We start from the raw sequence: 24,731 nt of genomic DNA, 5'->3' as shown, positions 1-24,731 counted from the left end.
AGCCGTATCCTTTCTGATCACCGAACACTGAATATTCAAACCATAGACCTATGTCGCACAAATCTGATCTGATCGCAACGGACATCAACGCCTATCTTGCTCAGCACGAGAAGAAGGAACTCTTGCGTTTTATCACGTGCGGAAGCGTGGACGACGGTAAGAGCACGTTGTTGGGGAAGCTGCTGATCGAATCGAAAGCAGCCTACGAAGATCAGTTGGCGGCGATCGAGAAAGATTCGGCCACCCACGGCACAACCGGTGGTGAGATCGACCCTGCCTTGTTGACCGATGGTCTAAAAGAAGAACGCGAACAGGGTATCACGATCGATGTGGCTTATCGCTACTTCTCGACGGCGAAGCGGAAGTTCATCGTTGCCGATACGCCAGGTCACGAACAATACACGCGTAACATGGCCACGGGGGCTTCTACCGCTGACTTGGCGATCATTCTGATCGATGCTCGCCAAGGTGTACTAACCCAAACAAAGCGACACAGCTTTATTACATCGCTGCTTGGGATTCGCCACATTCTGGTGGCGATCAACAAGATGGACTTGGTCGATTACAGCCAGGAAATCTACGAAAAGATCAAGCAAGATTACATTGAATTTGCTGCGAAGATGTCGGCGGACGACGTCCACTTCATTCCGCTTTCTGCGCTCAAAGGTGACAACCTGGTCGAAAAGAGCGAACGCATGCCGTGGTACGAAGGTGCCACGCTGATGCACATGCTCGAGAACCTTTACATCGGTTCTGATCGGAATTTGCAAGACTTCCGCTTCCCGGTTCAGTTGGTGAATCGACCTGACTTGAACTTCCGCGGTTTCTGCGGCACTGTCTCGTCCGGTACGATTCGTCCTGGCGAAGAAGTGATGGTCATGCCGTCGAAAAAGACCAGCAAGGTTAAGCGGATTGTCACCATGGATGGCGACATGGAGGAAGCCTATCCGCCGATGTCGGTTACGCTGACGTTCGAGGACGAGATCGATTGTAGCCGTGGCGACATGATTGTCCGTCCGGGCAACCGGCCGAAGGTCGATAGCAATTTCGACGCGATGGTCGTTTGGATGTCAGAAGAGCCCTTGGTGCCTGGCAAGCAGTACTTCGTGAAGCACGCTGCCAAAATGCTAACCGGAACCGTTTCACGCGTGCGTTATAACGTCGACGTGAACACGCTGCACCGAGAAGATACCCCTGCACTGAAGCTGAATGAAATCGGTCGCTGTTCGGTTAAGTTAAGCCAGCCCGTCTGCTACGACCCATACGCTAAGAACAAGACGACCGGGGCGTTCATTCTGATCGATTACATGACCAATCGTACCGTCGGTGCCGGCATGATCATCGATCGCGATGCCAGTGACCAGGACGAACTGTGGGACATCGAAGGGGATAAGACCCTGCAGACTTCCAAGGGGAACGTTTCGGCCGACGAGCGTGCAGCTCGCTTTGGCCAGAAACCGGCAACGCTGCTGTTGACCGGTTTGACGGGTGCCGGCAAAACGACGATTGCCTATGCCTTGGAGCGTCGCCTGTTTGACGAAGGAAAGACCAGCATCGTTCTGGATGGACAAAACCTGCGTCATGGCATCAGTAAGGACTTGGGTTATACCGCTGAACAGCGAAGTGAAAACCTTCGCCGTGGTAGCGAAATTGCTCGGATGCTAAACGATTCTGGCATACTTTGTATCGCGGCGTTCCTGGCGCCCAATGCCGAGGTCCGCGGCAAGGCAGGCGAGGTCATTGGTAAGGATCGCTTCCTGACCGTTCATCTGTCAGCACCTGTTGAAGTGTGCCGCGAGCGAGACGATTCGGGCATCTACGCTAAAGCGGATAGTGGCGAAATCGCCAACTTCCCAGGCGTTAGCTACGAGTACGAACCGCCAACCAATGCCGACTTGGTACTCCCGACTCACGAGCTGCAAGTTGATGAATGTGTCGACAAAATCTATGAGCTGCTCAAAGATCGTGGCTTGATCGATTGATCTTGAGCCAATAGCGGCAATGCTGGCATAATGCCTTCCTCCAGGGTGGTTCCTGGTGACTTCTTTTGGTCCAAGGAAGGCAAAAGATGAAGCGAAAATTCAACGCTTGGCGGCGCTACATGCAGTGCCGTGCTCGTGCGCTGATGTATCGCTACACCGGGATGGCTCCGCCCGCGAAAGTCTGTGCTGCGGACGACTGGATTGTATGGCGCCCCGCCTTGGGAAGTATCAAACCGCTTGACCCGCCAGAATGGGTAACCGTCCCGGCAAGGCAAGTTCTAGGCTCGCGCGACGAGATGACCAAATACCTCGACGGACTGTCCGAGTCGCGTCGAAATGGAGTTGAACGTTTGTTCTTTGGCCACGCCGATTACACGATCGCAGAAGGCCGCATGATCCACATGAAGGATGCGTTCATCTTCGGGCGTGATGTTGCCGTTGTCACATCCGACGGCGATTATAACTTGGAAGATCTCGGCACGCTTCGATTTGCAGATCCTGGTCGTAGTGATTCAGCAGCTTACGAAGGGTATTTGCCACGACCCAAGAAACTGGCTGGCACCCTTGGGGTCCTCGCGTTTGGCGCGTGTAGCGGAAACTACTACCACTTTCTCATTGACTGCCTTCCAAAACTTCGGCATCTAGAAATGTCTGGGGCGTCGATTGATCGGTACTATGCACCGTATCGATACGAATTCAATCGCCAGCTCTTTCAATTAATGGGATTACCAGCGTCCAGAATTGTGCCCGCTCGCGAATTAAGCCATGTCACGGCGGATGATGTGTACGTTCCTCAGCCACTGGAAAATCCACGCCCGGCGGATATGCGGTATCTGTTTGAAACGATGTCGCGTCAGTCATGGAGCAAAACCGACGGTCAGCCTGAGGGGCTCGTTTACATCTCTCGCGCGAACGCGCGAGTTCGTCGGGTACTTAACGAATCGGAGGTCATCTCGGCACTTACTCGGCGCGGATTTCAATGCGTACAGTTGGAAGGCATGCCGCTTGTACAACAGATTCAACTCTTTCAGCAAGCAAAGACAATTGTCGCGCCGCATGGGGCAGGGCTTGCCAATATGGTATTTGCGCCACCAGGGGCCACCGTCGTTGAGATCGGTACGGTCCATCGACCGCTTCCCTTCTTCCAGCGATTGAGCGCGGTCTGCGGTCATCAGTTTGCTTGGTTCGTGGCCAGTTCGCAGCAGCTTTCCGCGGAGGAGGCCCATATGGTCGTCGACGTTAAGCAGCTGGAATCCGATCTAGTATCGCTGTCACAACCAATACCGAATTCTTCATCGATTCGGATCGCGGCTTAGCGGAAGACGAAGGAACTACGATGAAGAAGCCGCGCATTGAGAAATGGGGAGCCGAAATTCACGGCTGGTTGCGCGAACAATACTTCTCCGTGTTTGGTATTCCGGCTCCGCGAAGTGAAAGGCATTCTCGCGACTGGGCAGCCAACCAACCTGCAAAGGGAGGTTGGATCGAAATCTCACCACCTCGACTTGAATCGATCGCACCGCGAAAGATCGAAGGCGCGGTCGATGAAATCCAGCCCCATCTGGAAAGTCTATCGGAAGAAGTTCGGCGGCGCTATCTCGAAGAAATCTATCCCGCGGCCTCGTATCAATGTGATGCTGACTACGTCGTGCCGATGGAAGGGGGACGCGTCGTTGGCAAGATGATCGCCATGATCACGCCCGATAATTGCAACTTGACCGATTTAGGCGCGATCCGCTTCTCGAATGGTGGTCCTCATTGTCGATGGAATTACCGGGGAGGTTTACCCAGTCCAACCCGCTTGCCTGGCAGTTTGGGGGTCATGTCATTCTCGGTCTGCGGGATGAACTATTTCCACTTCCTGGTCGAGTGCCTCCCCAAGCTGCGTCTGTTTGAAGAAGCGGGCATCGATATCGATCATTACTATGTTCCATATCAACAGCGTTATACCAAACAACTGCTTAAGTTGTTCGGTGTTCGTAGCGAGCAGGTTATCCCAGAGGCAAGTAACCGCCACTTAGCTCCTGATCTCCTGGTTGGCTGTTCACCGATTGCTTTTCCACGAAGGGAAGCACGCGAGTTTCTTTACTCACGAATGGCTGCACAGCCTTGGGCGAAGATGGGTAAAGGTAAGGGAAAACGAATCTACATTTCGCGGGCCAAAGCTGGCTGGAGGAAGGTGCTCAACGAGAGCGAAGTAATGGCCATGCTGGCACGACATGGATTTCAGCGTTACGTCTTGGAAGACCTGAGTGTTCAAGAGCAGATTCAGCTCTTTCAACAGGCGGAAACAATCGTCGGGCCGCATGGAGCCGGGTTAGCAAACGTTGTGTTTACTCCCCCAGGGGCAAAGGTGATCGAGATCGGCACCGTTTATCGTCCCTTTGGCTATTTCCATCGCTTGTGCACCCAGTGCGACCATGATCTCGTCTGGTTCCTGGGCCACGCGGTGCAGGGGACTCGCAAAGAAGAGTCTCATATTGTCGTCGACGTCGCTCAATTGGAAGATTGTCTCGAACGTCAACAAACGAGCTCTCCGGTTGCAGCGTGACGTCAGATTGTGGTCCCGAGGGCAAACGTCTAAAATCGGTTTCTGACAGACCCTGCGGAGCCCACCCTAATGCCCAGTTTGACAATTCAAAACTATGTCAAAGAGATCTACCAGATTGCTATGCAAGGTCCTGAAAAGGCCGCATCGACTGGGGAGATCGCAGCCGCGCTGAAGGTCTCGCCGGGCACGGTGACCAGCATGCTAAAAACACTCAGCGAAACAGGGCTGGCATCGTATACGAAATACGAAGGGGTACGGTTGACCGAGTCTGGTCGCAAGCTCGCATTGCGCGTCCTCCGACGTCATCGATTGATCGAGTTATTCTTGGTTCATACGCTGGATTTGGCTTGGGATGAAGTTCACGAAGAAGCCGAGAATATGGAACACGCGGTAAGTGATTTTCTGGTAGACCGCATCGACCAATTCCTGGGCTATCCCTCATCGGACCCACATGGAGATCCGATTCCAACCGCAGATGGAAAAATTCGGACGGAAGAAGGGGTGAAGCTGACGCAGTGGGAGCCAGGTAAGCCTTTCCGCCTGATTCGCGTGATGGACCAAAGCCCCGACTTCCTACGTTATCTATCGGAAGAAACACTGCAACCAGGCTGCGAAGCGAAACTAATCGCCAATCGCCCTGAGGCAGGCATCTTGATGATCGAAATCAAGGAGCGTGTCACCGCCCTGGGTATCGAAGCGGCCGACAAGTTGATGGTTACGTCGATTACGTAACTGCGGATCGTTGGTAGGAAGCTATACGGAAGACTTGGCGTCTTGGTTGGGCGGTGTCATCGCCGGCAAATGCCCTAACGAGCGGCGCACCATCGTAAGTTGTCCACTGTGGAGCCCCTCGTGCCAAATGGCCGTTTCAAAGACTTGGCCGTAGTCAGCCAGGAAGTCTGGCGTCCCACTGGGAGTTTTCTTTGCTAGATCGTCATCGGTCAGGCTTGCTAAGATCTCAAGCAGCGTTGCACGTCGTTCGTCCATGTAGGCACGAACTTCTTCGATCGGTGGATAGGTCGCAAGATCAGGTGAAGGAGTCGAGCCCAGACCGAATAGTTCCTGATAATGATCGTTGTTGACAGACTTCTCGGGGGCCAAGAGCGAAATGAAGAAGTTATCCGTTGTGGCCATATGCCCGATGAACCAGAGCGCATGATTGCTTTGGTTGCAGACCTGGGCGACCCAATCTTCTGGCTTCTTAAAATCTCCCAGAATTCGATTGGTAAAGCCGCGGGCCGATTCCAATTGGTGCTGCATGCGTTCGATCATCGACATAGGCGTCTCCAAGGTGTTTGAATTTAGCTGGATCGATCGCAAGCGGCACCGGCGTTGCGAAGGATGTTCATGAAATCTTCGACCTGCTGAGCATTGCAATCCGCGAAGAACATCTCGTGGACGCGATTCTGTAGTTCTTCGACGACCGGTCGTAGCTTCTCGACGGTCTCTTGACCTTGCTCAGTCAAATAGATCCGCAAAGCGCGGCGATCTTCAGGGTCGCGCATTCGCCGAATGAGATTCGATTTCTCTGTCCGATCCAGCAAGCCGGTCATACTACTCGCATCGAGATGGACTTGTTCCGCTAACTCACTCGGCTTTTGCCCGTCGCGACACTCTAGGCAGGAAAGCATAAACAGCTGTGGCGGAGTGACCTCACAGGTTGAAAGCCCTTCGGCATAGATCCGCGAAATCTTTCGCATCGCCACACCGAGGTTGAAACAGAGCGAGTCTTCCTTTTTCCAGCTCATGCAAAGTTATTTCAGAATGCTTGGTAACGAATTATTTTGATTTTAGATAACGTACCCAACCAGGCAAATGGACCTTGGCAGAATCACGAATGAAGCGATCGAAATCTATAACGGTTTGACCGTCACGACCACTCCTTTAAACGCAGGTGTTTTCGATTTCGGATCGGCCGAACGTGAAACTAGCGTGTTGGCTTCGGGATAATACATCAGTGCGTTTCCCGCTTTGATATCCGGGAACGAGTGCACCACGAAGCCATCAATCTGCCCAATGTTCGACCCGATCGAAACCTTTTGGCCATGTTCGACCCCGAGCCGTCGACAATCTTGCGGGTTCAGCAGAATCACGTCGCGGCGTTCGACTCCGCGATAGATATCGTATTCTTCGTAAACGACGGTATTGAACTGACCCTCACTACGCACGGTCATCAACCGAAGTTCGCCTTTGCCAGTTCCTTTCAAATCAGGAATTTCACTGGAATGAAGGATTAAACGGCCACTTGGCGTCGGAAACTTTGGGGCATGGAACGTACGTCCGTCGATCTGGAATTCCTGTTTCGTCCGATCGATATCTGAAATTTTCTCGAATCCGGGAACCACTTTACCCAAGGCCGCACGGATCTTGTTGGTGTCTTGCATCGACTTCCAATCGATCGGCGTTTGGTTATCAAGTACGCCTTCGGCCATGGTCGCGATTACGTCTACCTCGCCGCGTGGTCCTTCGAGTCGCCGCGGTCCTCCTTCCGACATACGCACGTAATTGAACATCGACTCTTGCGTGGTCTTGTAGGGTTCTTCGTCACGGGCGAGCACAGGCAAGATGATTGTTTCTCGAGCCAGTCCGTGTGCGTGGCCCGTGTTGAGCGTAGTGCTCAGATAGACCATCGTATCGAGGTTCTGAATGGACTCGGCCGCGAATTTGAGATCTGGATTCGAGCCGTAAAGATTGCCACCCAAGCACAAGCCAAACTTCAGCTTCCCGCGGTGTGCATCTTCCATGCACGCGAGCGTGTCGAGTCCAGGCGTCCTGGGAAGTTGGACACCGTACTCTTGTTCGAGTCCATCGAAGATGGCCTGCTTGAGCGTCGGAGTTACGCCAACAGAACCGATTCCCTGGACGTTGGAATGACCACGGATCGGCATCAGACCGCTGCCTGGTTTACCGACCATGCCCCGCATTGCTGCCAGCCCGGCAATCGCTTGGACGTTGTTCACGCCATGAACGTGATGGGTGATCCCCATCGTCCAACTGAATATGACCCGTTCGGCTTTGATGTAGCGACGCGAGATGTCTTCGATCTGAAGTCGCCCAACGCCTGATTTGGTTTCGATCTCTTCCCAGGACAGTTGGCGAAGGAATTCCAGGTACTCCGACGTGTTCTCGCAGTGATCATCCAGGAACTTTTGATCTTGCCCGTCGAGTTCCAGAACACGCTTGGCAATACCAAAGAGCAAAGCGAGATCGCCACCGATATCGGGCTGTACATACAGGGTGGCGATCTCCGTACCGAAAAGCAGGCTCCAAGGATCACTGGGAACACGGAAATTGACCAGACCGGTTTCAATCACCGGATTGATAACAATCACCTCACCCCCGCGACGCCGTACGTGCTTCAGTGTCGACATCAAACGAGGGTGGTTGCTGGAGGGGTTGCCACCGATCAGAAAAACAAGATCGGCATGTTCGACGTCCTCCAGCACAATGGTTGCCGTACCACTACCGACCGTGCTGGAAAGTCCCACGCCACTCGCTTGGTGGCAGTAGTAGCTACAGTTGTTAACATTGTTGGTCCCGTAAATGCGGGCGAACAATTGCAGTAGAAAGCCTGCTTCCATGCTGCTTCGACCGCTGAAGTACCAGAACGTCTCATCGGCGGAGAGGGACTTCAGTTTACCAACGATTCGCCCAAACGCTTCTTCCCAAGAGATCGGGCGATAATGCTGCTGGCCCGCTTCGTACAGCATCGGCTTTGTTAGCCGCCCGGCGTGTTCCATTTGATAGGGCGTAAACTTTTGCAGTTGAGCGATGCTATAGGACTTCCAGAATTCGTCTGGAATCGCGCCTTGCATATCGGCCGTCATGGCCTGCATCGACTTCTTGCATACCTCGGGGAACTGGCCACGCTCGTTGACCATGCCTCCCTTCTGACCACCCATGCCCAGCGCGCACGTTTTACACGCGTTTTTGCTCCGCATTGCCTTCCAGAACTTCCAATACCCGCCGGCTTCGCGTGCCTTTTTAAACGTGTACCGGATCGCTTGCCAGCCGCCGCCACTGGATGGCTTTTTCATATCGGGGTGTCCTGAAAAGATGATCGTGCAGGAGAGGCGTTAGGAAGGAGGTTTGCCTGTCCATTCATTCTAGCAGATCGGGCGATCCAGAAAACGTGTCGATTTGTGCCAGCCTCAGCTATGTCCCACGAAGACTGCAACCGGAGTAGCGCCAAGCCAAGAAAAGGCAAAGCCCCGTCGGGGCGACATGGACACTCGCGTGCTATTCGATGTCGCCTCGACGAGGCTTTGCTGTGTTCAGCGGATCGTTTGTGGAACGCGAACGCCTACTCGGAAGCGACGTTTACGAACACCTTGAGGGCCGAGTTGTCTTCGACCAGCAGGCGAATCACCTCTTTGTAATTGTCCAAACCGTCGACCGGGTTGGTCAGGATCTTTTCCAAGACGCCCGGGAACATCATTTCGCCCAGAGCCATGTCACGGATACCCATTTCAAAGTGGTCTCGGTTGGCGTTCACGCTACCTAAGAGCAGCTTGTTGCCAAGCACCCATTCGAGGTTGATCTTGTCGGTTGGCAGTTCGTGACGGGTGTTGTTGCCGGTCACACTGGTCAGCACGAGCACGCCATTGAGGCCGAGGTACTTCATGCTCTCGAAAGCGATCACACTGCTACCGGTGGCATCGACGATGATGTCCGGGCGACCAGTCTTTTTGACCAGGTCGTCCAGATCGGTGTCTTTGGTGCTGACGTAGGTCGATTCCAAGCCCTCAGCGATTTCCTGCTTGAGGTGCGGGCCAGGGGCACGCGCGATGGTGCAGACCTGAAGGCCGCGTAGACGAAGTGCTAGCGTAGTGAGCAAGCCGATTTGGCCAGCACCCATCACCCAAGCGACCTTGGGACTCCAGACCTTCATCCGGCGTTGGACTTCATACGCTTGATGGACTGCCTTGGCGGCACAACTCATGGGTTCCATCAGCACATGCAGATGGGTCAAGCCTTGCGGGACGCGGATAATGTAGTCTTCTTCGTCAACGAACTTCTCAGTAAGGTAGCCATGCAGCAAGTTAATGCCACGTTCGTAGTAGGTTTCCTCACTAGTCATATCGTAGGTGCCGATCTTGTCGTAGATCGAACCACCTGGGCGACGAACCGTGGCGGTAACGTAATCGCCTGGCTTGAACCGTGTCACGTTTTCGCCCACGGCTTCGACGATACCAAACGACTCGTGCCCAAGGACCATGAAGTCGTCTCCCGGTGGGGCATTGCCGTAGAGGGCGTCGTTGATTTCCTTGTCGGTTGCATCCACGCCCACCTTCAGCACCTTGACCAAAACCCCCTTGCCGTTGGGGAATTGATCGAGGGAAGGTTCGGGAATGTCACGCAGATGGACGCTGTTGGGGGTCCCGGGAGTAACCGCAATCGCCTTCATAGGGAGCCGACTCGTCTGTGGAGGGTGGGGAATAATGAAGTTCAAGGAACTTGAGCACTAAAGGACGACAATTTACCACAACCACCCCATGAGAGGAATCGGGCGAAAGGGGCCAGTTTGCGGCTCTTTCGTGAAGTGTAGCGATGCTGATTGGGACGTCCGCGCCAGATGGCGTCCAGATAGTTTGCCTTGGAGATACACCTTGCATGCTGCATGGCCCAGCCTAACTCTGAGCGGACTCAAAAATCTGCTGGGCGATTTCATCGTCCGCTTCCAATGGCAAGATCTGCCCTTCATCTTGGCCGGTCACGACGCAAGCCATGTGCTTGCTAAACATGAATCCTTCCGGCAAATATCTCCGCCGCAGGATCATGTCGGCAATGTAAAGGACATGACCCTGGGACATTTCGCGCGGAACGCGCGTTCGACGATTCTCCTGGTAGCCGTCATCCTTGAGGCGTTCCGCGATTTGCCTTACTGCTGTCGGCAAGCTGGCGATCTTGCTTGGTTCCGCAGTGTAAAGGGAAAACAGCTCGGCTGCCGTTTCCGCCATGTCTGCGGCTAACGTTGCAGAGGGAGGATCCAACGAATAGAGGGCCAATGCCGGAGCCATGGCCATTTCTTCATCACGCACAAATTGTGGGTTCACCATGACGATGACTGCCAACACCGGTTGCCCGCTTTCGCGAATCCGTTTTTCCTTCCGTTCGATCAAAGTCCCCCAGATGTACAAGGCAGCGAAGATTACCACCAGCATCAGCACGAAGAGACCTACACAAACCAAACCACCAACAATCAGCCAAGACATCGTTGTCACCTCAAAGAAATCGCCAAGCTGGAACCCGCAGAAGTGCCCTATGGTAGTAATGTTTCGCTGCGGCTTCCAACGATTTTCAGATTGAATTGGAAATCAGATCTCTCCGGCTTATTAGCGCAGCGTTCATGATTGCTAAAGAACGTTCAGGAAGCTGGATTGTCTCACCGACTCTCGGTATGCTGCATCCGTCGAATTAACTTGTTCAGGGGAATGTGAGCATGGCTCAACCAGCACCGTTTCAGCGTTACTTGGATTTGGCTTCGGAAACCAGTTGCTACGAGGCGTTGCGAGATCAGTTTGTTCAGGAGTTTCCTAAGTTTCAGGATTTGGGGGAAGATAGAACGTCGATCGTGCATGCCCCGTATGGCTGGACCATCAAGCAAGTTGTAGGTCACGTGATCGATACGGAACGTGTCTTTAGCTACCGCGCGCTTCGCTTTGCTCGGGCGGACGCGACTCCGCTACCTGGTTTCGACCAAGATCTATTTATGGCCGAGGCGAACTTCAATGAGCGACCTTACCGCGAGTTGTTTCAAGAGTTTATGCTCGTCCGCCAAGGGACGATCGAAATGTTCCGAACTTTTCCAAAAGGTACTCTCGACCGTACCGGTATCGCGAGCGACTTTCCATGGAGTGTCCGCCAGTTAGGGCGATGCATGGTAGGGCACGTGCGGCATCACTGGGAGATTATTGAAAAGCGATTGGGAGCGTTCTAGCCGTCGAGGCCCATCCCACTTAGAAATTCTCCAGGAGTTCCTGTTTCTGCGACTGGAGTTGACGAAGTCCGCGACAAACTTCCTCAAGGCGGGTTCGACAAACCGCGAGACTTGATTCGACCTTTTCCTCGGTTGCAACCCATTTTCGTCGCGCATCAGTAATCTGGTATTGGACAAAACAGTCGACGAAGAGGCCATCGTAAAAGTAATCGGCGAATGTGGCGAACGAACCTAGCTGCATCGATCCTCGAAGCGTTTTGTTAACGTCAGCTAATTCCTTTTGATACTGTTGCAGTTGGCGATGTGCGTACTCAGCGTGACGTCTGGCAACCTTTAATCGATGATGCTTTCCCATGGTGACCATCATGCCGCCACCGAGGATGTCGTAAATTCCCCAACGAACGGCCGAATTGAGGGACGTGCCAACATCTTGAATGGCGTCCAAAGCGGCTTCTCCAGCATGAAGTGCTTGACGCAACTCAACCTCGAATGCGGACAGTTCCGAAATTTGGGTTGTAATGTCCGTTAGCTCTCCAGCCACGTGGTCGTCAAACTGCCTCAAGTAATCGATCTTGGCTTGGAGGGCTGATTCATATTCCTTTTCGGCATTTTTAAGTAAGACCATACGATCACGGAGCGCTCTTCGCTGGTGGTCGAGGTCCTCGATGGCTGTCTCAGTATGTTCTGCTTGCTGGCGAGCGAGATCGAGCCTCTGTTTTCGGTTGTTCCACTCTGATTGTTTCGTACCGAGAAACGAATGGAACATAGCCGAAGAACTCCAGCCTTCTAGTTTTGCGATAGCCGAAGCCGCTTCTTCTAACGAGTTGACTGACTTCTGATGAGCCTGAAAGACCTCGGCACGCTGGTCGCCGAGAGTGCGCAGCTTCGCCATGACATCGTTTTTCTCACGCAGCTGCGACTCGGCGATCGCGAGTTGCCCGTTTAACTTAGACAGCTTTTCCGAATCGGTCATTTTCGTTCCTTTGAACGGGAAAGGCGAACTCGGTTCACGAAAAGTTGCTAACAGAAAACTTCGGATAGAAGCGGAAGAGGAATCTAGAGACTACCTTTCAGAGTTTCTTCGTTCAACTTCGAGCGATCTTGGTTCTTAAACTCAGGAACATGAAGATCCTCGGAACTCATATCCTTCGGTAGTCTTGTTACTGAAATAATCTCCAATAGAGCTCGCGGAAAACTTCGAATAGTATGGTAACTACCCCACACAGTACGAAGCTTACCGACGCGGCCCAGGTCCAATAAAAGAACTTCCAGCGATTCAGCGAATAGATTGCCGCAGTCAAGCCAAACAACATGCCAACGAGCGTTGGCAAATCAAATTGAAGGAAGTCGTGCAGGTCGTAGCCTCGCACCCAAATCGGCGGACTGCTAAACGTAGTCGGCAGAACCAAGTAAGCAGCGCCGAATGCCGAGACGCAGCAAACCAGGAATTCAAGCTTGCGCTGCGTGAACAACGCACTGACGAGCGAAAGTGAGACGGCCGCCAGAATGGTCACGGGAGTAATCACACGGATCTACCGTTGTTGCTGTTGTTCCTGGCTCGGCGAATACTTTGCTTTCATTTGTTGCTGAAGACCGAGGAATTCCTGGTTCGTGGGATCGAGCTTCAAGAGATCCTCGACCGCTTGTTCCCCTTCCTCCCACCGCTCCAAATGTTGGCAGATCAGGGCGTACATATAGGCATACTGCACGCTGTTGGGCTGCAATTGCTTTGCTTTCTTGTAGGCCGTGAAGGCATCTGCGAACAATTCCGCAGCAATGTCCGGTGGAGCATTCCGGCCAGCGAGGAACAAGGCCGAGCCATATTGATATTGCAACGGAGCGAAGTCAGGCTGTTGGCTGACATCGCGCTCGATGTTCTTCAACTCCTCAAATCGCAAGCGAGCAATTTCGCCCGCCCTTTTTTGAAGTTGCGGGATCATCGCTTCTGCGCCGGCGCGATTGCGAGACACGGCCAACTGACGCATCTCGTTTTCTTCCTGACGTTGGCGAACGTCTAACAGGTTAATTAGGTTCGAGCGCGGCCCTGTGAAGTTGGGATCGATCCGAATCGCCGTGCGGTAAGCTTGCTCCGCTTTGGAGATGTCACCCATTCGCTCGTACAACACACCAAGTGAGAGGAACGACGACGGTTGGTCGCCATCCCGTTCGAGTTGCTCAATCCGCTCGTTAAGGGCTCGTTGAAACGCCTCGGACTTCCCTCGCAATTTGATCGCTTCCGGATCTTGATTCGCAAGTGCCCACGCCGCTTGAACACGGACCGCGCGTTCCTTGTCCGTTAGACGGTTCATGAGTGCGTCGAGCACGTTGCCTTGTAAATCGCGGGGCAACGTACGAATCTCCTGAAGTGTATCGATCGCCGCGATTCGCACCTGTGGGTTATCATCCGACAAGTAACGTAAGGCCGTCTTGACCGAGTCTTCATTCAAGTAGTTCTGCAAATACATCATCGCGCTGGCGCGAACGATATTGGCTTGATTCGGATCCTTCACCAACTTTTGCAGGCTGCTGCCAGCGTCGGGTTCATTCGCCCAGGCGTGGGCCAGGGAATAGGCGAACGATTCTTCTTTAGGAACCTTGGAAGTTGGACCATACCATTTTTCGACCGCTTCGAGTGCCCATTGATCGACCTTGGCTAGTGCGGCACGGACCTTTTCGTCACCGTTGCGTGCGAGCGTCATCCATTGGTCGTAACGTGTAATATCAGGGTGTTCTTCGCGAGGAAGTTCGGCCTTATCAAGATGGCATTTCGTGCAAGCATTCGGGGTGCCAAGATTCACGGACAGGTCGGGCCGCGGGATACGGATGCTGTGATCACGTCGCGGGTCGACTTCCATGTAGGTTGTTTCCGGCATGTGACATTCAACGCAGGAGGCACCGGTCGAACCGACCGCGTGGAAATGGTGGGCGGACGTGTCGTACTTACCGGCTGGATGTTGATGGCACGAGGTGCAAAGCAAATTGCCCTCAAACTTGATCTTGGCGGTGTGAGGATCGTGGCAATCGGTGCAGCGGATTCCTTTATGGAACATCTTGCTTTGAATGAACGATCCATAAACGTAATCTTCTTCCATGATCTGACCGTCGCAGTAATACGTGTGCGGAGCGAGCAGTTCGTTGGAGTATTGATCGTAGTAGTTATCGCCTCGCTGATAGGTCGGACAGATCACTTCCCGCCGCGAGTGACAAGCGGCACACGTTTCGACTTGATTGATCTGAGCTTCTGTCGTATCGCCCTTCAAGGTCTTCAAGCCGTAACCCAAGTTTCGATCCCAGAACAAACTGGTTGCATTGGCCAATTCGACGTGGGCGCTACCTGGGCCATGGCATGTTTCGCAACTGACGTCGATTTCTGAGAAGGTGGTGTGATAGGTATTGGTGGCCAAGTCGAAGTTTTTATGGACGTTGGTCGAGTGGCAATCAGCACAATAGTGGTTCCAGTTCTGCGTGCGACCGGTCCAGTGCAGGGGATCGTCGACGCTAAGCTTTTCGTTGACATCAGGAGGTGACAGGTAGAACCACTCCTTCTTGGTTGTGTCCCACGAGACACGCAACACCTGAACGCGACCAATCGATCCTGGTGCCGAGCCGGGCGTTGGTGGTTCCATTTCGACCATGTACTGCTGAAGCGGGCGAACGCCGAAGACATATTTGATCTCGAAGTCCTGCGGCGTGCCGTCAGGCCCCTCGGTATTGATCATGTACTTGCCGTCTTGGCGGAACATGCGCGACTTCACGCCGAAATGCTCGATTTCAGCGCCATCAAAATTCCCCAGCACGGTCTCTTCGGTTGCCAGGTCCATCGCCAAATCGTGGTCGGAACCTTCCCAGGCATGATTCTGTGTCTGGTGGCATTCAATACAGGAAGTTCGCCCGACATATTTCAGGGGCGTGTCGGTCGGCATCGCGTAATACCAGTCAGCCCCGACGAGGGACATTCCAACCAACAGCACGAGAAACCCGCCCCCGATCGCCAAGACCGAACGCGGGATACCTTGAGATTTTTGACGCGTAGCTTTTTTCGACGGAACACTTTTCGATTTGCTGTCGACGGAAGGGTCGGGAGTCGAGTCGGAGGACTGCTTGCGTTTCTGCTTGCGAGATGCCATAGATTGCGAAGAGAAGTAGCCAGGGGATAAATGTAAGGCGGATAACTCCCCATTATGACGGATGAAAGCCAGAAAGGGTAACGCTGCATCGCGGGAAACACGCTTTTCCGCTCGTTTCCAGGCGAATCCAAGCCGAAAGGCAGGCCTTTATCGCCTATATCAATCATCCCGCCACGAACGCCGCAATAAGTTTTTCGAACGAAGATCCCCCCGTTGACGAACCCAAGCGGAAAACTTAATGTCTAACATCTCACTTGGCGGCATAGCTCAGTTGGTTAGAGCAGCGGAATCATAATCCGCGTGTCGGGGGTTCGAGTCCCTCTGCCGCTACTTCTAAGTTGTTCATTAGAAATAATTTACGGCAAACCGGGCGAGTCAAAGTTCGTCCGGTTTTTTCGTGCGCGGTGTGCAGGTTTTCGCTTCGGAATTAGGGGAATGGATGCTTGCCTAACACGAGGAAGGACAATTTGCGGAACGGATTGGGATTGGCCTGGCTCATACGGGGGTTGGGTAGGGCGTGCTCATCATCAGTGAACAGAGTAAGGGGAATACCATTCGGAGTGACTTGAATCACTTGGTCACCTACTTAGGCATATGGCCAATATCGATTCTAGCCGTATCATTCTTAACACCGAGTAGCTAATTCTGCCTTGAGTCGACTTGGGCGATTGTTGATCTTGCCATTGCCCGCTTTTGGTTTTGTTTGTCTCCCGTGATTAATCGCTTTTGTCTGTATGGACTGCTGAAGAATCAACGCTACTTCGCTGCGTTCTGGATTTTGGCGTTCTTGGACAAAGGGATGTCGTTCGCGTTGATCGGCACGCTGATGGCGTTTCGTGAGATCAGTGTCATCGTGATGGAGATTCCGACGGGAGCCATTGCGGACATGCTGGGGCGGCGGTGGGCGATGATTGTTTCGCATGTTGCCTATGTCGCAGCATTCTTAACATTTGGATTTACTACTTCGACGATCGCAATTTTTGTGGCCATGTTTGCTTTTGCGATTGGCGAGGCCTTTCGTACAGGAACGCACAAAGCAATCATCTTTTCGTGGCTAAAGAGCCAAGGTCGCGAGAAGGAGAAGACACAAATCTACGGCATCACGCGGAGTTGGTCGCAGATCGGATCGGCGATCTCGGTGATCATCGCGGCAGGGATGGTTTTTGTACTGGAGGATTATTCGGTAATCTTTTGGGTCAGTGCGATTCCCGCGGCACTAAATATCATCAACTTCCTGACATATCCCCGCGAACTGGATCGGTCGGCGACGCCAGATAAAAGCCGCGGTAAAGTGATGATCCGTTTATGGGAGGCAACACTGAGTTGTTTCACCTCCGCGAAGCTCAGGCGACCTATCAGCGAGTCGATGGGTTACGAAGGGATGTACAACGCGAGTAAAGACTATCTGCAACCGCTGATTCAGCAGATGGTTTTGGCGATTCCCCTTCTCACGGCTTGGCAAACGACGCAGCGAACGGCGGTGATGATTGCGGTCGTCTATTCACTTCTTTACGTGCTGTCTAGTTTCGCATCACGCTATGCCGGGCCAATATCGGCCTTTTTGGGTGACGAAGAGCGTGCAGCGCGCTGGCTGTGGATGGCCTTTGGTGGAACGTTTGTTGTTCTGCTGCTGGGAACGGTGACCGATTGGACGGGATTGGCGATCGTATCGTTCGTGGTTCTCGCGGTGCTTCAAAATATCTGGCGGCCGATCCTCGTCGGTCGCGTCGCCAATTACGCGGACGATGCGGCGATGGCGACAGTTCTCAGTGTCGAGTCGCAAGTTAAGTCGCTGGGCTTGGCAATCATTGCCCCTGTCTTGGGTTTCGCGGTTGATCGAACGCCGGAACCGTATCAGTTCGCACCGATCGCGTTGTTCGGTATTGCAATCTCTGCCCTGGCACTGATTCCGCTAGGAAGCGATGCTTCGCCCACCTCGAAAGTTGAAGAGCCGACTGCTGCGAGCGAGGCATGACTATCACCCCGATCTTGTCGCAAGCCACCTCATTTGAGGTCCTTGCGGCATAGGACCGCGTCGGACGAGGACTTGCTATCCAGCTTGAAGCCGCGCTCTTGGAAGATTGCCAGCATCCGCTGATTGTCGGGCGACGTTTCGGCCAAGACCGTCTTGATGCCCCAATCGCAACAAATTTCGAGACAGTAATCGGTAAGGATGGACCCGAGTCCAAGGCCTTGGTGGGCATCGCCGATAATCACCGCGAATTCGGCATCGACTCGGTCCGCGTCGGCCATGATGTTGGCAACACCCACAATCTTGGGTTGCCCGTCTTGTTCGATTTCCGCTACGAACGTGAGTTCGCGATCGTAGTCGATGAAGCAGAATCGCGTTGCCATATCGTGCGTGATCTCTTTCACGAAGCTGCGAAACCGAAACCACAGTGTCTTCTGCGAGCAGCCGGCATGGAATTTACGCCACGTCGGTTCATCTTCCGGCTTGATCGGACGAATCGTGCATGGTGTGCCATCCGACATCGTGGCTGGGCGGACGAATTCTTCTGGGTAGGGACGAATTGCCAAATGAGCGAAGCGACGTGGCGGATTCAGGCGAACCGTACGATCCAGCACAACCCGCGCGTCGAGGGCAACCACTCCGTGGGGCGTGGCCAGCAGGGGATTGATATCGAGCTCTTTGATTTCTGGGAAGTCGGCCACCAAGTACGACATGCGAATCAAGATCTCGATCAATTTATCAATATCAATTCCCGGCCCGCCACGATAACCCTTCAACAGCGGCCAAATACGGAGCGATTCGAGCATGCGTCGTGCCAGGCGTTCGTTGACTGGCGGTAATTCAAGAGCCGTATCGCGAAAAAGCTCGGCAGAGGTTCCTCCCGCACCAACCATTAGTACCGGACCGAACACCGGGTCGCGTCGTGCCCCGATGATCAGTTCGACGCCAGGGGCGTGGGAAATCATTCGCTGTACCGAAATGCCATCGATTCGGATATCAGGACTAAAGCTTTTGGCGGAATGAACGATTCGCTCGAACGCTTTGCGGACCTTTTCTTCGGTCGGAACGCCCAACTCGACACCTCCCACGTCGGTCTTGTGTGTGATCTGTGGCGAAACCAATTTCATTGCTACGGGAAAGCCAATTCGCTTGGCAAGGACGACTGCTTCGTCCGCATCGCGAGCTAAGAGGGGTTTCGCGACGGGAATCTCGTAAGCATCGAGTAGTGTTTTCGATTGGATTTCACTGAGCGTATCGCTGGCCTCTCCGAGAAGCGACTCGAAGATAGTGTGCATCCGACTTCGTTCCAGGGTGAATCCAACTGGGATGTCACGCGGCGTTTCGTACAGCACATCATGCGTTCGGACGAACGAGACGAGGTACATGAACGCTTTAACTGCTTCTTCAGGGGCCCGATAAGTCGGGATCTTAGCCGCGTTAAACAGCGTGACTCCTTCGTGCGTCGCTTTGCCTCCCATCCAAGAAGTCAGAATTGGCTTGGTCGTCTTCTTGCTGACCTCGACCACCGCTTGGGCCGCGGCGGTCGGTTGGCTCATCGCTTGTGGAGAAAATACGACTAAAATAGCATCGACGTTCGGATCGGCTTGGACGATCTCCATAGTCTTCGCGAGTCGCTCCGGATCGGCGTCCCCAAGAATATCAATCGGATTGCCATGCGACCATGCCGATGGAAGGAATGCGTTAAGCTGCTCGCGGGTCGAATCTGAGATTTCGGCCAGCTCGCCGTTGCGGGCAAGCAACGAGTCGGTGGCCATCACACCTGGGCCACCGGCATTGGTCACGATTGCCAAGCGGCCACCTCGCGGAAGCTTGCGGCGGGCCAACAGGGCGGTACAGTCGAAGATGTCGGAAATCTCGTTCACTCGCACGATACCCGCGCGATCGAACGCTGCCTGGTATACGGAGTCGACACCCGCCATGGCACCGGTGTGCGAAGCAGCGGCTTGAGCTGACTTGGCGAAGCGACCTGCTTTATAAACAATGATCGGCTTATTCCGTGCGAACGATCGGCAGGCTGACATGAACTTCCGCGCTTCTTTTACCGACTCGACATACAGCAGAATTGATTCGGTCCAAGGATCGTTGGCGAAGTAGTCGATCAAGTCTCCCAGGTCGACGTCCAGCATGTTGCCGACCGACACAAAGTACGAGAAGCCAATTTGCTCTTGGAACGCCCAGTCGAGAACGGCGGTGCATAAGGCCCCTGACTGCGAAATGAACGCGACCTTACCCTTGTCGGGGGCGGCTGCGGCAAAACTGGCATTCAGTGCTGAGTGTGTCGCCATCACGCCGAGACAGTTCGGCCCCACGATCCGCAAACCGCGGAACTTTGCGGCGACCTTGGCAATGTCTTCTTCGAGCTTCTTTCCTTCCGCCCCAATTTCACGGAAGCCGGCTGAGAGGATGATAATCCCACGTACACCTGCTTCGCCGCACTGACGAATCAGATCAGGTACCGTTGCGGCCGGCGTACAAATGATCGCCAGATCGATTCTCTCGGGAATCTCGCCAATGGAGGGAAAGCAGGGATGTCCTTCCAACTCGTCGTACTTCGGATTGACCGCGAAAATGTGGCCAGGGAAGCCGTCGTTTCTCACGTTCTTCAGGACCGTATTTCCGACGCTCGCCTCTTTGCTGCTCGCACCAATAATGGCAACCGACTTGGGACGAAAAATGGCGTTGAGATTATAGACCGACATAGTTCCGACGCGCCTGCGAGGTGGGAATCGAGCCAATTTGCATTACGAACATTGTCGACGTGCAGGGTTCGATGTCGACCCGGGGGCCATAAGAACGAGAATGTCCTCGCGCAAACATTCACGCCGTATTCATCGATTCAACTAAGAAGACTGAATCAGAATCGGCGTTTGCCAAGAGGCGAGAACAGCAAAACTAGGCAGCGCTACGGTTTGCAGCGAGACGTCGGTGGAAATGAAAATTTCAGCGCGAAAGATGAGAATCAGACTGGCGCGATGTTTTCTCGTCCAAGCTCGATTCAAGTGCCGAGTTGAACGTGTGCCCTCGTTGGTTGTCGGCAATCGCTAGCAACAATTCGACCCGCTGCATGAATTCCGATGAGGCATCCATATGGGGATGATTGGGATGCGAAGGATCGTGGGCAGTGAACGTTGCGCCACAATGCTCGCAATTTACGTGCTGACCAAGAAGGCTGACCGGAATCTCCAGCCGTCGCCCGCAGACTTCGCATGATCGAACGAAGAACGTTGGTATTTTCCTGTTCATGACAGCCTCTTGAATGAACAGTTCAGCTGACTATCGGGACGAAGTGTTCGCCCCTCATCAGATGATGTGGCTCGATTACTTCTCTTCAGGCTATCGCAAACCGTTCGATTCGTGCATGGTGGATTCCGCCATCCGCGAATAAATCTAACAAATAGAAAATACTTGTTATTGCAATTGGAGATCTGGCATTAATAGTTGCTCAGCCATTCTCCAGAACCCATTGAACGGCCAGCTTCATCAGTTCCGCTCCGTTCTTCACACCGAGTTTGTGACGGAGCTTCTCACGATGCGTGTCGATAGTGTGCACGCTCAAATGAAGCTGATGGGCAATTGCGGCAGTTGTCATGCCGTTGCCAATCATCTGGAAGACTTCCAACTCGCGATCACTTAGCCGTTCGACCGGATCAGCCGCAGGGCTCCCCTTCTGATTCACGGCCTGACTCAAAAGGTGCTGCGTCATCTTGCCGCTCAAATAGCGTTCGCCATTGAGCACGGTTCGGATTGCTTCGAGAACTTTGTCTTGGAGTTCACGCTTATTGATGTATCCGAGAGCTCCGGCCCGCAGGGCTCGTTCGGCGTATAAAGTTTCGTCGAAGGCCGAAACTACCAGCATCCGCGCATGAGGAGCGCGGCAGTGGATGTCTTTAATCAGGTCGATTCCGTTGCCATCTTCCAACTGGATATCGACGATGGTCAAGTCGGGAAGCGATTCTTGGAATGCGGCCAGGGCTCCTTGAATCGTGCCCACCTCGCCACACACTTCCAAGTCGGGCTGCGCCTCGATTCGTGCAGCCAGCCCTTCTCGGACCAGGGGATGGTCGTCGACGAGCAAAATTCGCATGGGGACCACAGAGGTACCGAAATTACTGCTCGGCATGGTCGATGTTTCCTCGCGAAATGATGGAACGAACAAGCGTACCGCCAGACTCACCGTTTGAAACCTGGACACTTGCTCCGATTAACCCGGCACGGTATGCCATGATTCGCAAGCCCAAGCCTGCCCCGGATGGTTGCTTCGCGGAAATGCCGCTTCCATTGTCCAGCACTTCCAACAGTATTGATTTCTCGCGGCCTATCATTGAGATATTGATTTGATTTGCGCCTCCATGTTTGATGGCATTATTCACGGCCTCTTGGACAATGCGAAAGAGGTGAGTGGCCGCGAAGTTGTTCGTCAAATCGATATCCCCCCGCGAGATAAAACGACATGCGATATTGTATCTTTCCTCGACGGTAGCCGCCAATTCCGTTAGCGCCGAACGAAGCCCTTCGGCATCGATCTCGACGGGCACCAAGCCTCTAGAAAGTTGATGGACTTTTCGGCCTGTTTCCGCTATGCCTTTTGCCACACGATCGATCATTTTGCGGATTTTGGCTATTCGCGGCTCACATGCTGCGGCCCAGGGCATATCATCCGACATCATCTCCGAAACCGTTTGCGCCAGCAGGCCGAGTCCTGTCAATTCCTGCTGCACACTGTCGTGCAGTTCCTGCCCGATACGACGATCTTCTTCCGCGGCAATCTCCAGCACTTGGGTTTGCAACTCTTTCAGGGCCGAGATGTCTCGCAAGATTCCGGTAAAGAGAGGCGGTCGATCGATCTTGCTGATGGCGAGACTCAGCGGGAACGTCGAACCATCTTTGCGTTTGCCAACGACCTCGCGGCCAACGCCGATAATCTTAGCCTGACCAGTCTGCAGGTAGCGTTCCAAGTTGGAATCGTGCTCGGAATGATAAGGTTCCGGCATAAGCAACTTCACATTCTGACCGATAAGTTCGTCCGCTCGATAGCCGAACATGCGGTGTGTTGCCGGATTGGCGGCGACGATAGTCCCGCGATAATCGATCGTGATGATGGCATCGATTGCCGTGTTGAGGATTGCCCGCAGTTGTTCTTCCCCTTCACTTAAGGCCTTAAGCGTTTCCTTTCGCTCGGTAATGTCGCGATGAACAGAGACAAAATGAGTGCAGCGCGTCTCTTCGTCAACGACCGGCGTGATGAAGAGTTCGGCATCGTAGGTCGATCCATCTTTCCGATAGTTCGCCAATTGACAGCGAAACGAACGACCAGCGGTTAGGTCGTCCCGCAGTTGTGTCATTAATTCTCGATCGGTCTTCTCGCCTTGGAGAATGCGCGGTGACTGTCCCACTAATTCTTCCCGCGAATAGCCGGTCGTTTGGCAAACGGCGTCGTTGACGTAAACGATTCGCGGACCAGGATGATCGAGGTAACAGTCGGTGACAATGACACAGTCACCCATCTGCGAAACGGCATCGGCCAGCAAATGGTTTTGGGCTTCCGCCCGATGACGAGCGTGCGCCTCTGCCATCAGCGATCGCTGAGTCGCCGTCAGCTGAGCAATTCGCTGAATACAGGCCCGCAGGCGATTGGGATCGATCGGCTTACGAAGATAGTCGAAAGGTTCCCGGTTGGATGATGGCAGGTTGTCAGGCACGCCTTCGTGGCTAATCAGTAAAACGAGAAAGACTTGAGGAGCCAATTCTTGAAGTTTGTCGAGTATTTCGCAACCAGTTTGCGCTGAGGGGGCAAAAAGAACGGCAGAAACCAGAGTCCAGTCGATGCGTGTCAGATTCTCTGGTTCCGGATCGAGAAACAGCCATTCGTACCTATCGGAGACGAATGTTTCTCTAATTCTCGCTTGTGCAGCAGCGTCCTCGTCGATGACGACGACCGTCAAAGGTTGCTCACTCGGGGAGCGCTCGAATTCCGATGATCGAAACATCGTGGCGTTTGCTTCTCCAGGCCTAGCGCTGGCAGAAATTGATCGTGGCAATGTCTTTCGATTTATGTCCATGATACGACGAAGTAAAGCAAGCGTTCAACGGATCTTACGCCGGCTCTGGGAGACTTGCCGATTCACTACAGACTATGAAGAACGGGTTTTCTAAGGAAGGCAAATTACTTGTAAGTGAACATCGATATCGGTCGCCATAATCCACGATCGATCTCCGGATTGTAGGCCGTCCGAAATCAGATCGATATGGCGGAAACCACCATGTCTAGACGGTGGTAATTTCTATTCGTCAACATCGGCAAAGTCGTCATATTTCATGGGTCGCGGCGTCGGTTTTGTGACGCTCGTCATCTGCCCATGGTACAAACAACCAGCAACCAAATCACACGCCAGGAGGAGCGAATATGTTGGTACTCAGCCGCAAGCCGGGACAGAAGATTCAGATCGGAAACGATGTGACTCTTGTCGTTCTCGGTATCTCCGGAAAAACGATTCGATTTGGCTTTGAAGGCCCACCGGAAATCCCAATTCACCGTTCGGAAGTTGCCGAACGCCTGGCTGGCGTGTCGGCGGAAGCCGCCCCAATGCTTCAACAGCACGAGTCGACCGCATTCGTTCCAGTTGGCTAGACGACGACCTCAAACCATACCCCTGAGGAATTCTGCGTATCGCCCCCGATGGAAGCAGATTTCCCGCCAAGATCCCCCCTTCATGCTCAAGTCAGGAGAATCATCATGGTCAACAATCTGAAACAGATTCCTTCACCAAAGCGGATGCGTCGGGAAGACGTAATACGCACCGTACGACGTCGGATCGACAACTGCCGACATGGTTTTATGTTTCGCAAGGTGACTGCCGAATTCGAGCAAGGGAAACTCATCTTGAGTGGATGCGTTCCGACCTTCTACTTGAAGCAGAACCTCCAAGAACTACTACGAGATGTTCCCCATGTTAATCGTCTGGTTAACGAAGTCGATGTTATCAATTCGACCGGGCTAAGTAGCGTCCGTTCGAGCGAGAGCCGCTGCTAAGAGTGGCTGGTGGTTCCCACCATGCGGTATTCGTGCCATTGTCGATGTTTTCATTTTTCGGAATTTGCAAAATGAAGGTAGTGGTAAGGCAAAGCTCCTCGTGACGGC

At 53.5% G+C, this 24,731-nt stretch carries 21 protein-coding genes and 1 tRNA gene; 10 read left to right on the top strand and 12 right to left on the bottom strand.

The window, feature by feature from the left end; genetic code table 11:
* Positions 1 to 50: 50 nt before the first annotated feature.
* The 4 genes from cysN to C5Y83_RS28785 all read left to right on the top strand — a co-directional run bounded on the left by cysN (position 51) and on the right by C5Y83_RS28785 (position 5,265).
* On the top strand, positions 51 to 1,982 hold the full coding sequence (gene cysN / locus C5Y83_RS28800) for a sulfate adenylyltransferase subunit CysN (RefSeq protein WP_105331866.1): 1,932 nt from the start codon (positions 51 to 53) through the stop codon (positions 1,980 to 1,982).
* A gap of 86 nt (positions 1,983 to 2,068) precedes the next feature.
* Positions 2,069 to 3,298 (top strand): glycosyltransferase family 61 protein, encoded by a 1,230-nt coding sequence (locus C5Y83_RS28795; protein WP_105333270.1) that lies wholly within the window; start codon positions 2,069 to 2,071, stop codon positions 3,296 to 3,298.
* A gap of 20 nt (positions 3,299 to 3,318) precedes the next feature.
* Positions 3,319 to 4,533, top strand: a complete 1,215-nt coding sequence (locus C5Y83_RS28790) for a glycosyltransferase family 61 protein (protein WP_105333269.1) — start codon at positions 3,319 to 3,321, stop codon at positions 4,531 to 4,533.
* Positions 4,534 to 4,602: 69 nt separating this feature from the next.
* Positions 4,603 to 5,265 (top strand): metal-dependent transcriptional regulator, encoded by a 663-nt coding sequence (locus tag C5Y83_RS28785; RefSeq protein WP_105333268.1) that lies wholly within the window; start codon positions 4,603 to 4,605, stop codon positions 5,263 to 5,265.
* 21 nt (positions 5,266 to 5,286) lie between these two features.
* Here the strand turns inward: C5Y83_RS28785 and C5Y83_RS28780 are convergent, their stop codons facing one another.
* The 5 genes from C5Y83_RS28780 to C5Y83_RS28760 form a co-directional block, all read right to left on the bottom strand.
* Entirely contained in the window at positions 5,287 to 5,811 is a 525-nt protein-coding gene (locus C5Y83_RS28780; RefSeq protein WP_105333267.1) for a DinB family protein, read from the bottom strand.
* 23 nt (positions 5,812 to 5,834) lie between these two features.
* Positions 5,835 to 6,281, bottom strand: coding sequence for a MarR family winged helix-turn-helix transcriptional regulator (locus tag C5Y83_RS28775; RefSeq protein ID WP_105333266.1), 447 nt, complete (start codon positions 6,279 to 6,281; stop codon positions 5,835 to 5,837).
* A gap of 105 nt (positions 6,282 to 6,386) precedes the next feature.
* Positions 6,387 to 8,570, bottom strand: coding sequence for an FdhF/YdeP family oxidoreductase (locus tag C5Y83_RS28770; RefSeq protein WP_105333265.1), 2,184 nt, complete (start codon positions 8,568 to 8,570; stop codon positions 6,387 to 6,389).
* A gap of 266 nt (positions 8,571 to 8,836) precedes the next feature.
* On the bottom strand, positions 8,837 to 9,940 hold the full coding sequence (locus tag C5Y83_RS28765) for a glucose 1-dehydrogenase (protein WP_105333264.1): 1,104 nt from the start codon (positions 9,938 to 9,940) through the stop codon (positions 8,837 to 8,839).
* A gap of 223 nt (positions 9,941 to 10,163) precedes the next feature.
* On the bottom strand, positions 10,164 to 10,748 hold the full coding sequence (locus tag C5Y83_RS28760; protein WP_105333263.1) for a hypothetical protein: 585 nt from the start codon (positions 10,746 to 10,748) through the stop codon (positions 10,164 to 10,166).
* A 227-nt stretch (positions 10,749 to 10,975) separates the two neighbouring features.
* Here C5Y83_RS28760 and C5Y83_RS28755 point away from each other — a divergent pair, with 227 nt between their 5' ends.
* Positions 10,976 to 11,473 (top strand): DinB family protein, encoded by a 498-nt coding sequence (locus C5Y83_RS28755; RefSeq protein WP_105333262.1) that lies wholly within the window; start codon positions 10,976 to 10,978, stop codon positions 11,471 to 11,473.
* Between the two features lie 19 nt (positions 11,474 to 11,492).
* Here the strand turns inward: C5Y83_RS28755 and C5Y83_RS28750 are convergent, their stop codons facing one another.
* The 3 genes from C5Y83_RS28750 to C5Y83_RS28740 all read right to left on the bottom strand — a co-directional run bounded on the left by C5Y83_RS28750 (position 11,493) and on the right by C5Y83_RS28740 (position 15,600).
* Complete coding sequence (locus tag C5Y83_RS28750; RefSeq protein ID WP_105333261.1) at positions 11,493 to 12,446, bottom strand: hypothetical protein; 954 nt, start codon at positions 12,444 to 12,446, stop codon at positions 11,493 to 11,495.
* 187 nt (positions 12,447 to 12,633) lie between these two features.
* Complete coding sequence (locus C5Y83_RS28745; RefSeq protein WP_105333260.1) at positions 12,634 to 12,999, bottom strand: hypothetical protein; 366 nt, start codon at positions 12,997 to 12,999, stop codon at positions 12,634 to 12,636.
* 6 nt (positions 13,000 to 13,005) lie between these two features.
* Positions 13,006 to 15,600, bottom strand: coding sequence for an ammonia-forming cytochrome c nitrite reductase subunit c552 (locus C5Y83_RS28740; RefSeq protein ID WP_105333259.1), 2,595 nt, complete (start codon positions 15,598 to 15,600; stop codon positions 13,006 to 13,008).
* A 256-nt stretch (positions 15,601 to 15,856) separates the two neighbouring features.
* On the opposite strand from C5Y83_RS28740, the gene C5Y83_RS28735 reads away from it, so the two are divergent.
* Positions 15,857 to 15,930, top strand: a tRNA-Met gene (locus tag C5Y83_RS28735).
* Between the two features lie 382 nt (positions 15,931 to 16,312).
* Positions 16,313 to 17,575, top strand: a complete 1,263-nt coding sequence (locus tag C5Y83_RS28730) for an MFS transporter (RefSeq protein WP_146117965.1) — start codon at positions 16,313 to 16,315, stop codon at positions 17,573 to 17,575.
* A 29-nt stretch (positions 17,576 to 17,604) separates the two neighbouring features.
* On the opposite strand, the gene C5Y83_RS28725 is transcribed toward C5Y83_RS28730, so the two are convergent.
* Together C5Y83_RS28725 and C5Y83_RS28720 are read right to left on the bottom strand one after the other, a co-directional pair.
* The gene (locus tag C5Y83_RS28725) at positions 17,605 to 20,292 is read right to left on the bottom strand and encodes a bifunctional acetate--CoA ligase family protein/GNAT family N-acetyltransferase (RefSeq protein ID WP_105333257.1); all 2,688 of its coding nucleotides are present in this window, start codon (positions 20,290 to 20,292) and stop codon (positions 17,605 to 17,607) included.
* A gap of 241 nt (positions 20,293 to 20,533) precedes the next feature.
* Positions 20,534 to 20,836: a hypothetical protein gene (locus C5Y83_RS28720; protein ID WP_105333256.1), complete on the bottom strand. Its 303-nt coding sequence runs from the start codon at positions 20,834 to 20,836 to the stop codon at positions 20,534 to 20,536.
* Positions 20,837 to 20,849: 13 nt separating this feature from the next.
* Here C5Y83_RS28720 and C5Y83_RS30045 point away from each other — a divergent pair, with 13 nt between their 5' ends.
* Positions 20,850 to 20,978: a hypothetical protein gene (locus C5Y83_RS30045; protein WP_261341485.1), complete on the top strand. Its 129-nt coding sequence runs from the start codon at positions 20,850 to 20,852 to the stop codon at positions 20,976 to 20,978.
* 57 nt (positions 20,979 to 21,035) lie between these two features.
* On the opposite strand, the gene C5Y83_RS28715 is transcribed toward C5Y83_RS30045, so the two are convergent.
* On the bottom strand, positions 21,036 to 21,713 hold the full coding sequence (locus C5Y83_RS28715) for a response regulator (protein WP_233207396.1): 678 nt from the start codon (positions 21,711 to 21,713) through the stop codon (positions 21,036 to 21,038).
* On the bottom strand, positions 21,700 to 23,580 hold the full coding sequence (locus C5Y83_RS28710; RefSeq protein WP_158262582.1) for a PAS domain S-box protein: 1,881 nt from the start codon (positions 23,578 to 23,580) through the stop codon (positions 21,700 to 21,702). Before C5Y83_RS28710 ends, C5Y83_RS28715 begins: the two co-directional genes overlap by 14 nt.
* A 416-nt stretch (positions 23,581 to 23,996) precedes the next feature.
* On the opposite strand from C5Y83_RS28710, the gene C5Y83_RS28705 reads away from it, so the two are divergent.
* Positions 23,997 to 24,221: a carbon storage regulator gene (locus C5Y83_RS28705; protein ID WP_105333254.1), complete on the top strand. Its 225-nt coding sequence runs from the start codon at positions 23,997 to 23,999 to the stop codon at positions 24,219 to 24,221.
* Between the two features lie 105 nt (positions 24,222 to 24,326).
* Positions 24,327 to 24,623, top strand: coding sequence for a BON domain-containing protein (locus C5Y83_RS28700; protein ID WP_105333253.1), 297 nt, complete (start codon positions 24,327 to 24,329; stop codon positions 24,621 to 24,623).
* Positions 24,624 to 24,731 lie beyond the last annotated feature (108 nt).

The organism is Blastopirellula marina (genome assembly GCF_002967765.1).
GTDB classification, from domain to species: Bacteria; Planctomycetota; Planctomycetia; order Pirellulales; family Pirellulaceae; genus Bremerella; species Bremerella marina_A.
This window is presented reverse-complemented; position numbering and strand designations above follow the sequence as displayed.

What these genes read in the sequence shown, in the direction of transcription:
- cysN (WP_105331866.1), top strand. Translation starts at nt 51, where the DNA reads ATGTCGCACAAATCTGATCTGATCGCAACGGACATCAACGCCTATCTT.
- C5Y83_RS28795 (WP_105333270.1), top strand. Translation starts at nt 2,069, where the DNA reads ATGAAGCGAAAATTCAACGCTTGGCGGCGCTACATGCAGTGCCGTGCT.
- C5Y83_RS28790 (WP_105333269.1), top strand. Translation starts at nt 3,319, where the DNA reads ATGAAGAAGCCGCGCATTGAGAAATGGGGAGCCGAAATTCACGGCTGG.
- C5Y83_RS28785 (WP_105333268.1), top strand. Translation starts at nt 4,603, where the DNA reads ATGCCCAGTTTGACAATTCAAAACTATGTCAAAGAGATCTACCAGATT.
- C5Y83_RS28780 (WP_105333267.1), bottom strand. Translation starts at nt 5,811, where the DNA reads ATGTCGATGATCGAACGCATGCAGCACCAATTGGAATCGGCCCGCGGC.
- C5Y83_RS28775 (WP_105333266.1), bottom strand. Translation starts at nt 6,281, where the DNA reads ATGAGCTGGAAAAAGGAAGACTCGCTCTGTTTCAACCTCGGTGTGGCG.
- C5Y83_RS28770 (WP_105333265.1), bottom strand. Translation starts at nt 8,570, where the DNA reads ATGAAAAAGCCATCCAGTGGCGGCGGCTGGCAAGCGATCCGGTACACG.
- C5Y83_RS28765 (WP_105333264.1), bottom strand. Translation starts at nt 9,940, where the DNA reads ATGAAGGCGATTGCGGTTACTCCCGGGACCCCCAACAGCGTCCATCTG.
- C5Y83_RS28760 (WP_105333263.1), bottom strand. Translation starts at nt 10,748, where the DNA reads ATGTCTTGGCTGATTGTTGGTGGTTTGGTTTGTGTAGGTCTCTTCGTG.
- C5Y83_RS28755 (WP_105333262.1), top strand. Translation starts at nt 10,976, where the DNA reads ATGGCTCAACCAGCACCGTTTCAGCGTTACTTGGATTTGGCTTCGGAA.
- C5Y83_RS28750 (WP_105333261.1), bottom strand. Translation starts at nt 12,446, where the DNA reads ATGACCGATTCGGAAAAGCTGTCTAAGTTAAACGGGCAACTCGCGATC.
- C5Y83_RS28740 (WP_105333259.1), bottom strand. Translation starts at nt 15,600, where the DNA reads ATGGCATCTCGCAAGCAGAAACGCAAGCAGTCCTCCGACTCGACTCCC.
- C5Y83_RS28725 (WP_105333257.1), bottom strand. Translation starts at nt 20,292, where the DNA reads ATGTCGGTCTATAATCTCAACGCCATTTTTCGTCCCAAGTCGGTTGCC.
- C5Y83_RS28720 (WP_105333256.1), bottom strand. Translation starts at nt 20,836, where the DNA reads ATGAACAGGAAAATACCAACGTTCTTCGTTCGATCATGCGAAGTCTGC.
- C5Y83_RS30045 (WP_261341485.1), top strand. Translation starts at nt 20,850, where the DNA reads ATGAACAGTTCAGCTGACTATCGGGACGAAGTGTTCGCCCCTCATCAG.
- C5Y83_RS28715 (WP_233207396.1), bottom strand. Translation starts at nt 21,713, where the DNA reads ATGCCGAGCAGTAATTTCGGTACCTCTGTGGTCCCCATGCGAATTTTG.
- C5Y83_RS28710 (WP_158262582.1), bottom strand. Translation starts at nt 23,580, where the DNA reads ATGTTTCGATCATCGGAATTCGAGCGCTCCCCGAGTGAGCAACCTTTG.
- C5Y83_RS28705 (WP_105333254.1), top strand. Translation starts at nt 23,997, where the DNA reads ATGTTGGTACTCAGCCGCAAGCCGGGACAGAAGATTCAGATCGGAAAC.
- C5Y83_RS28700 (WP_105333253.1), top strand. Translation starts at nt 24,327, where the DNA reads ATGGTCAACAATCTGAAACAGATTCCTTCACCAAAGCGGATGCGTCGG.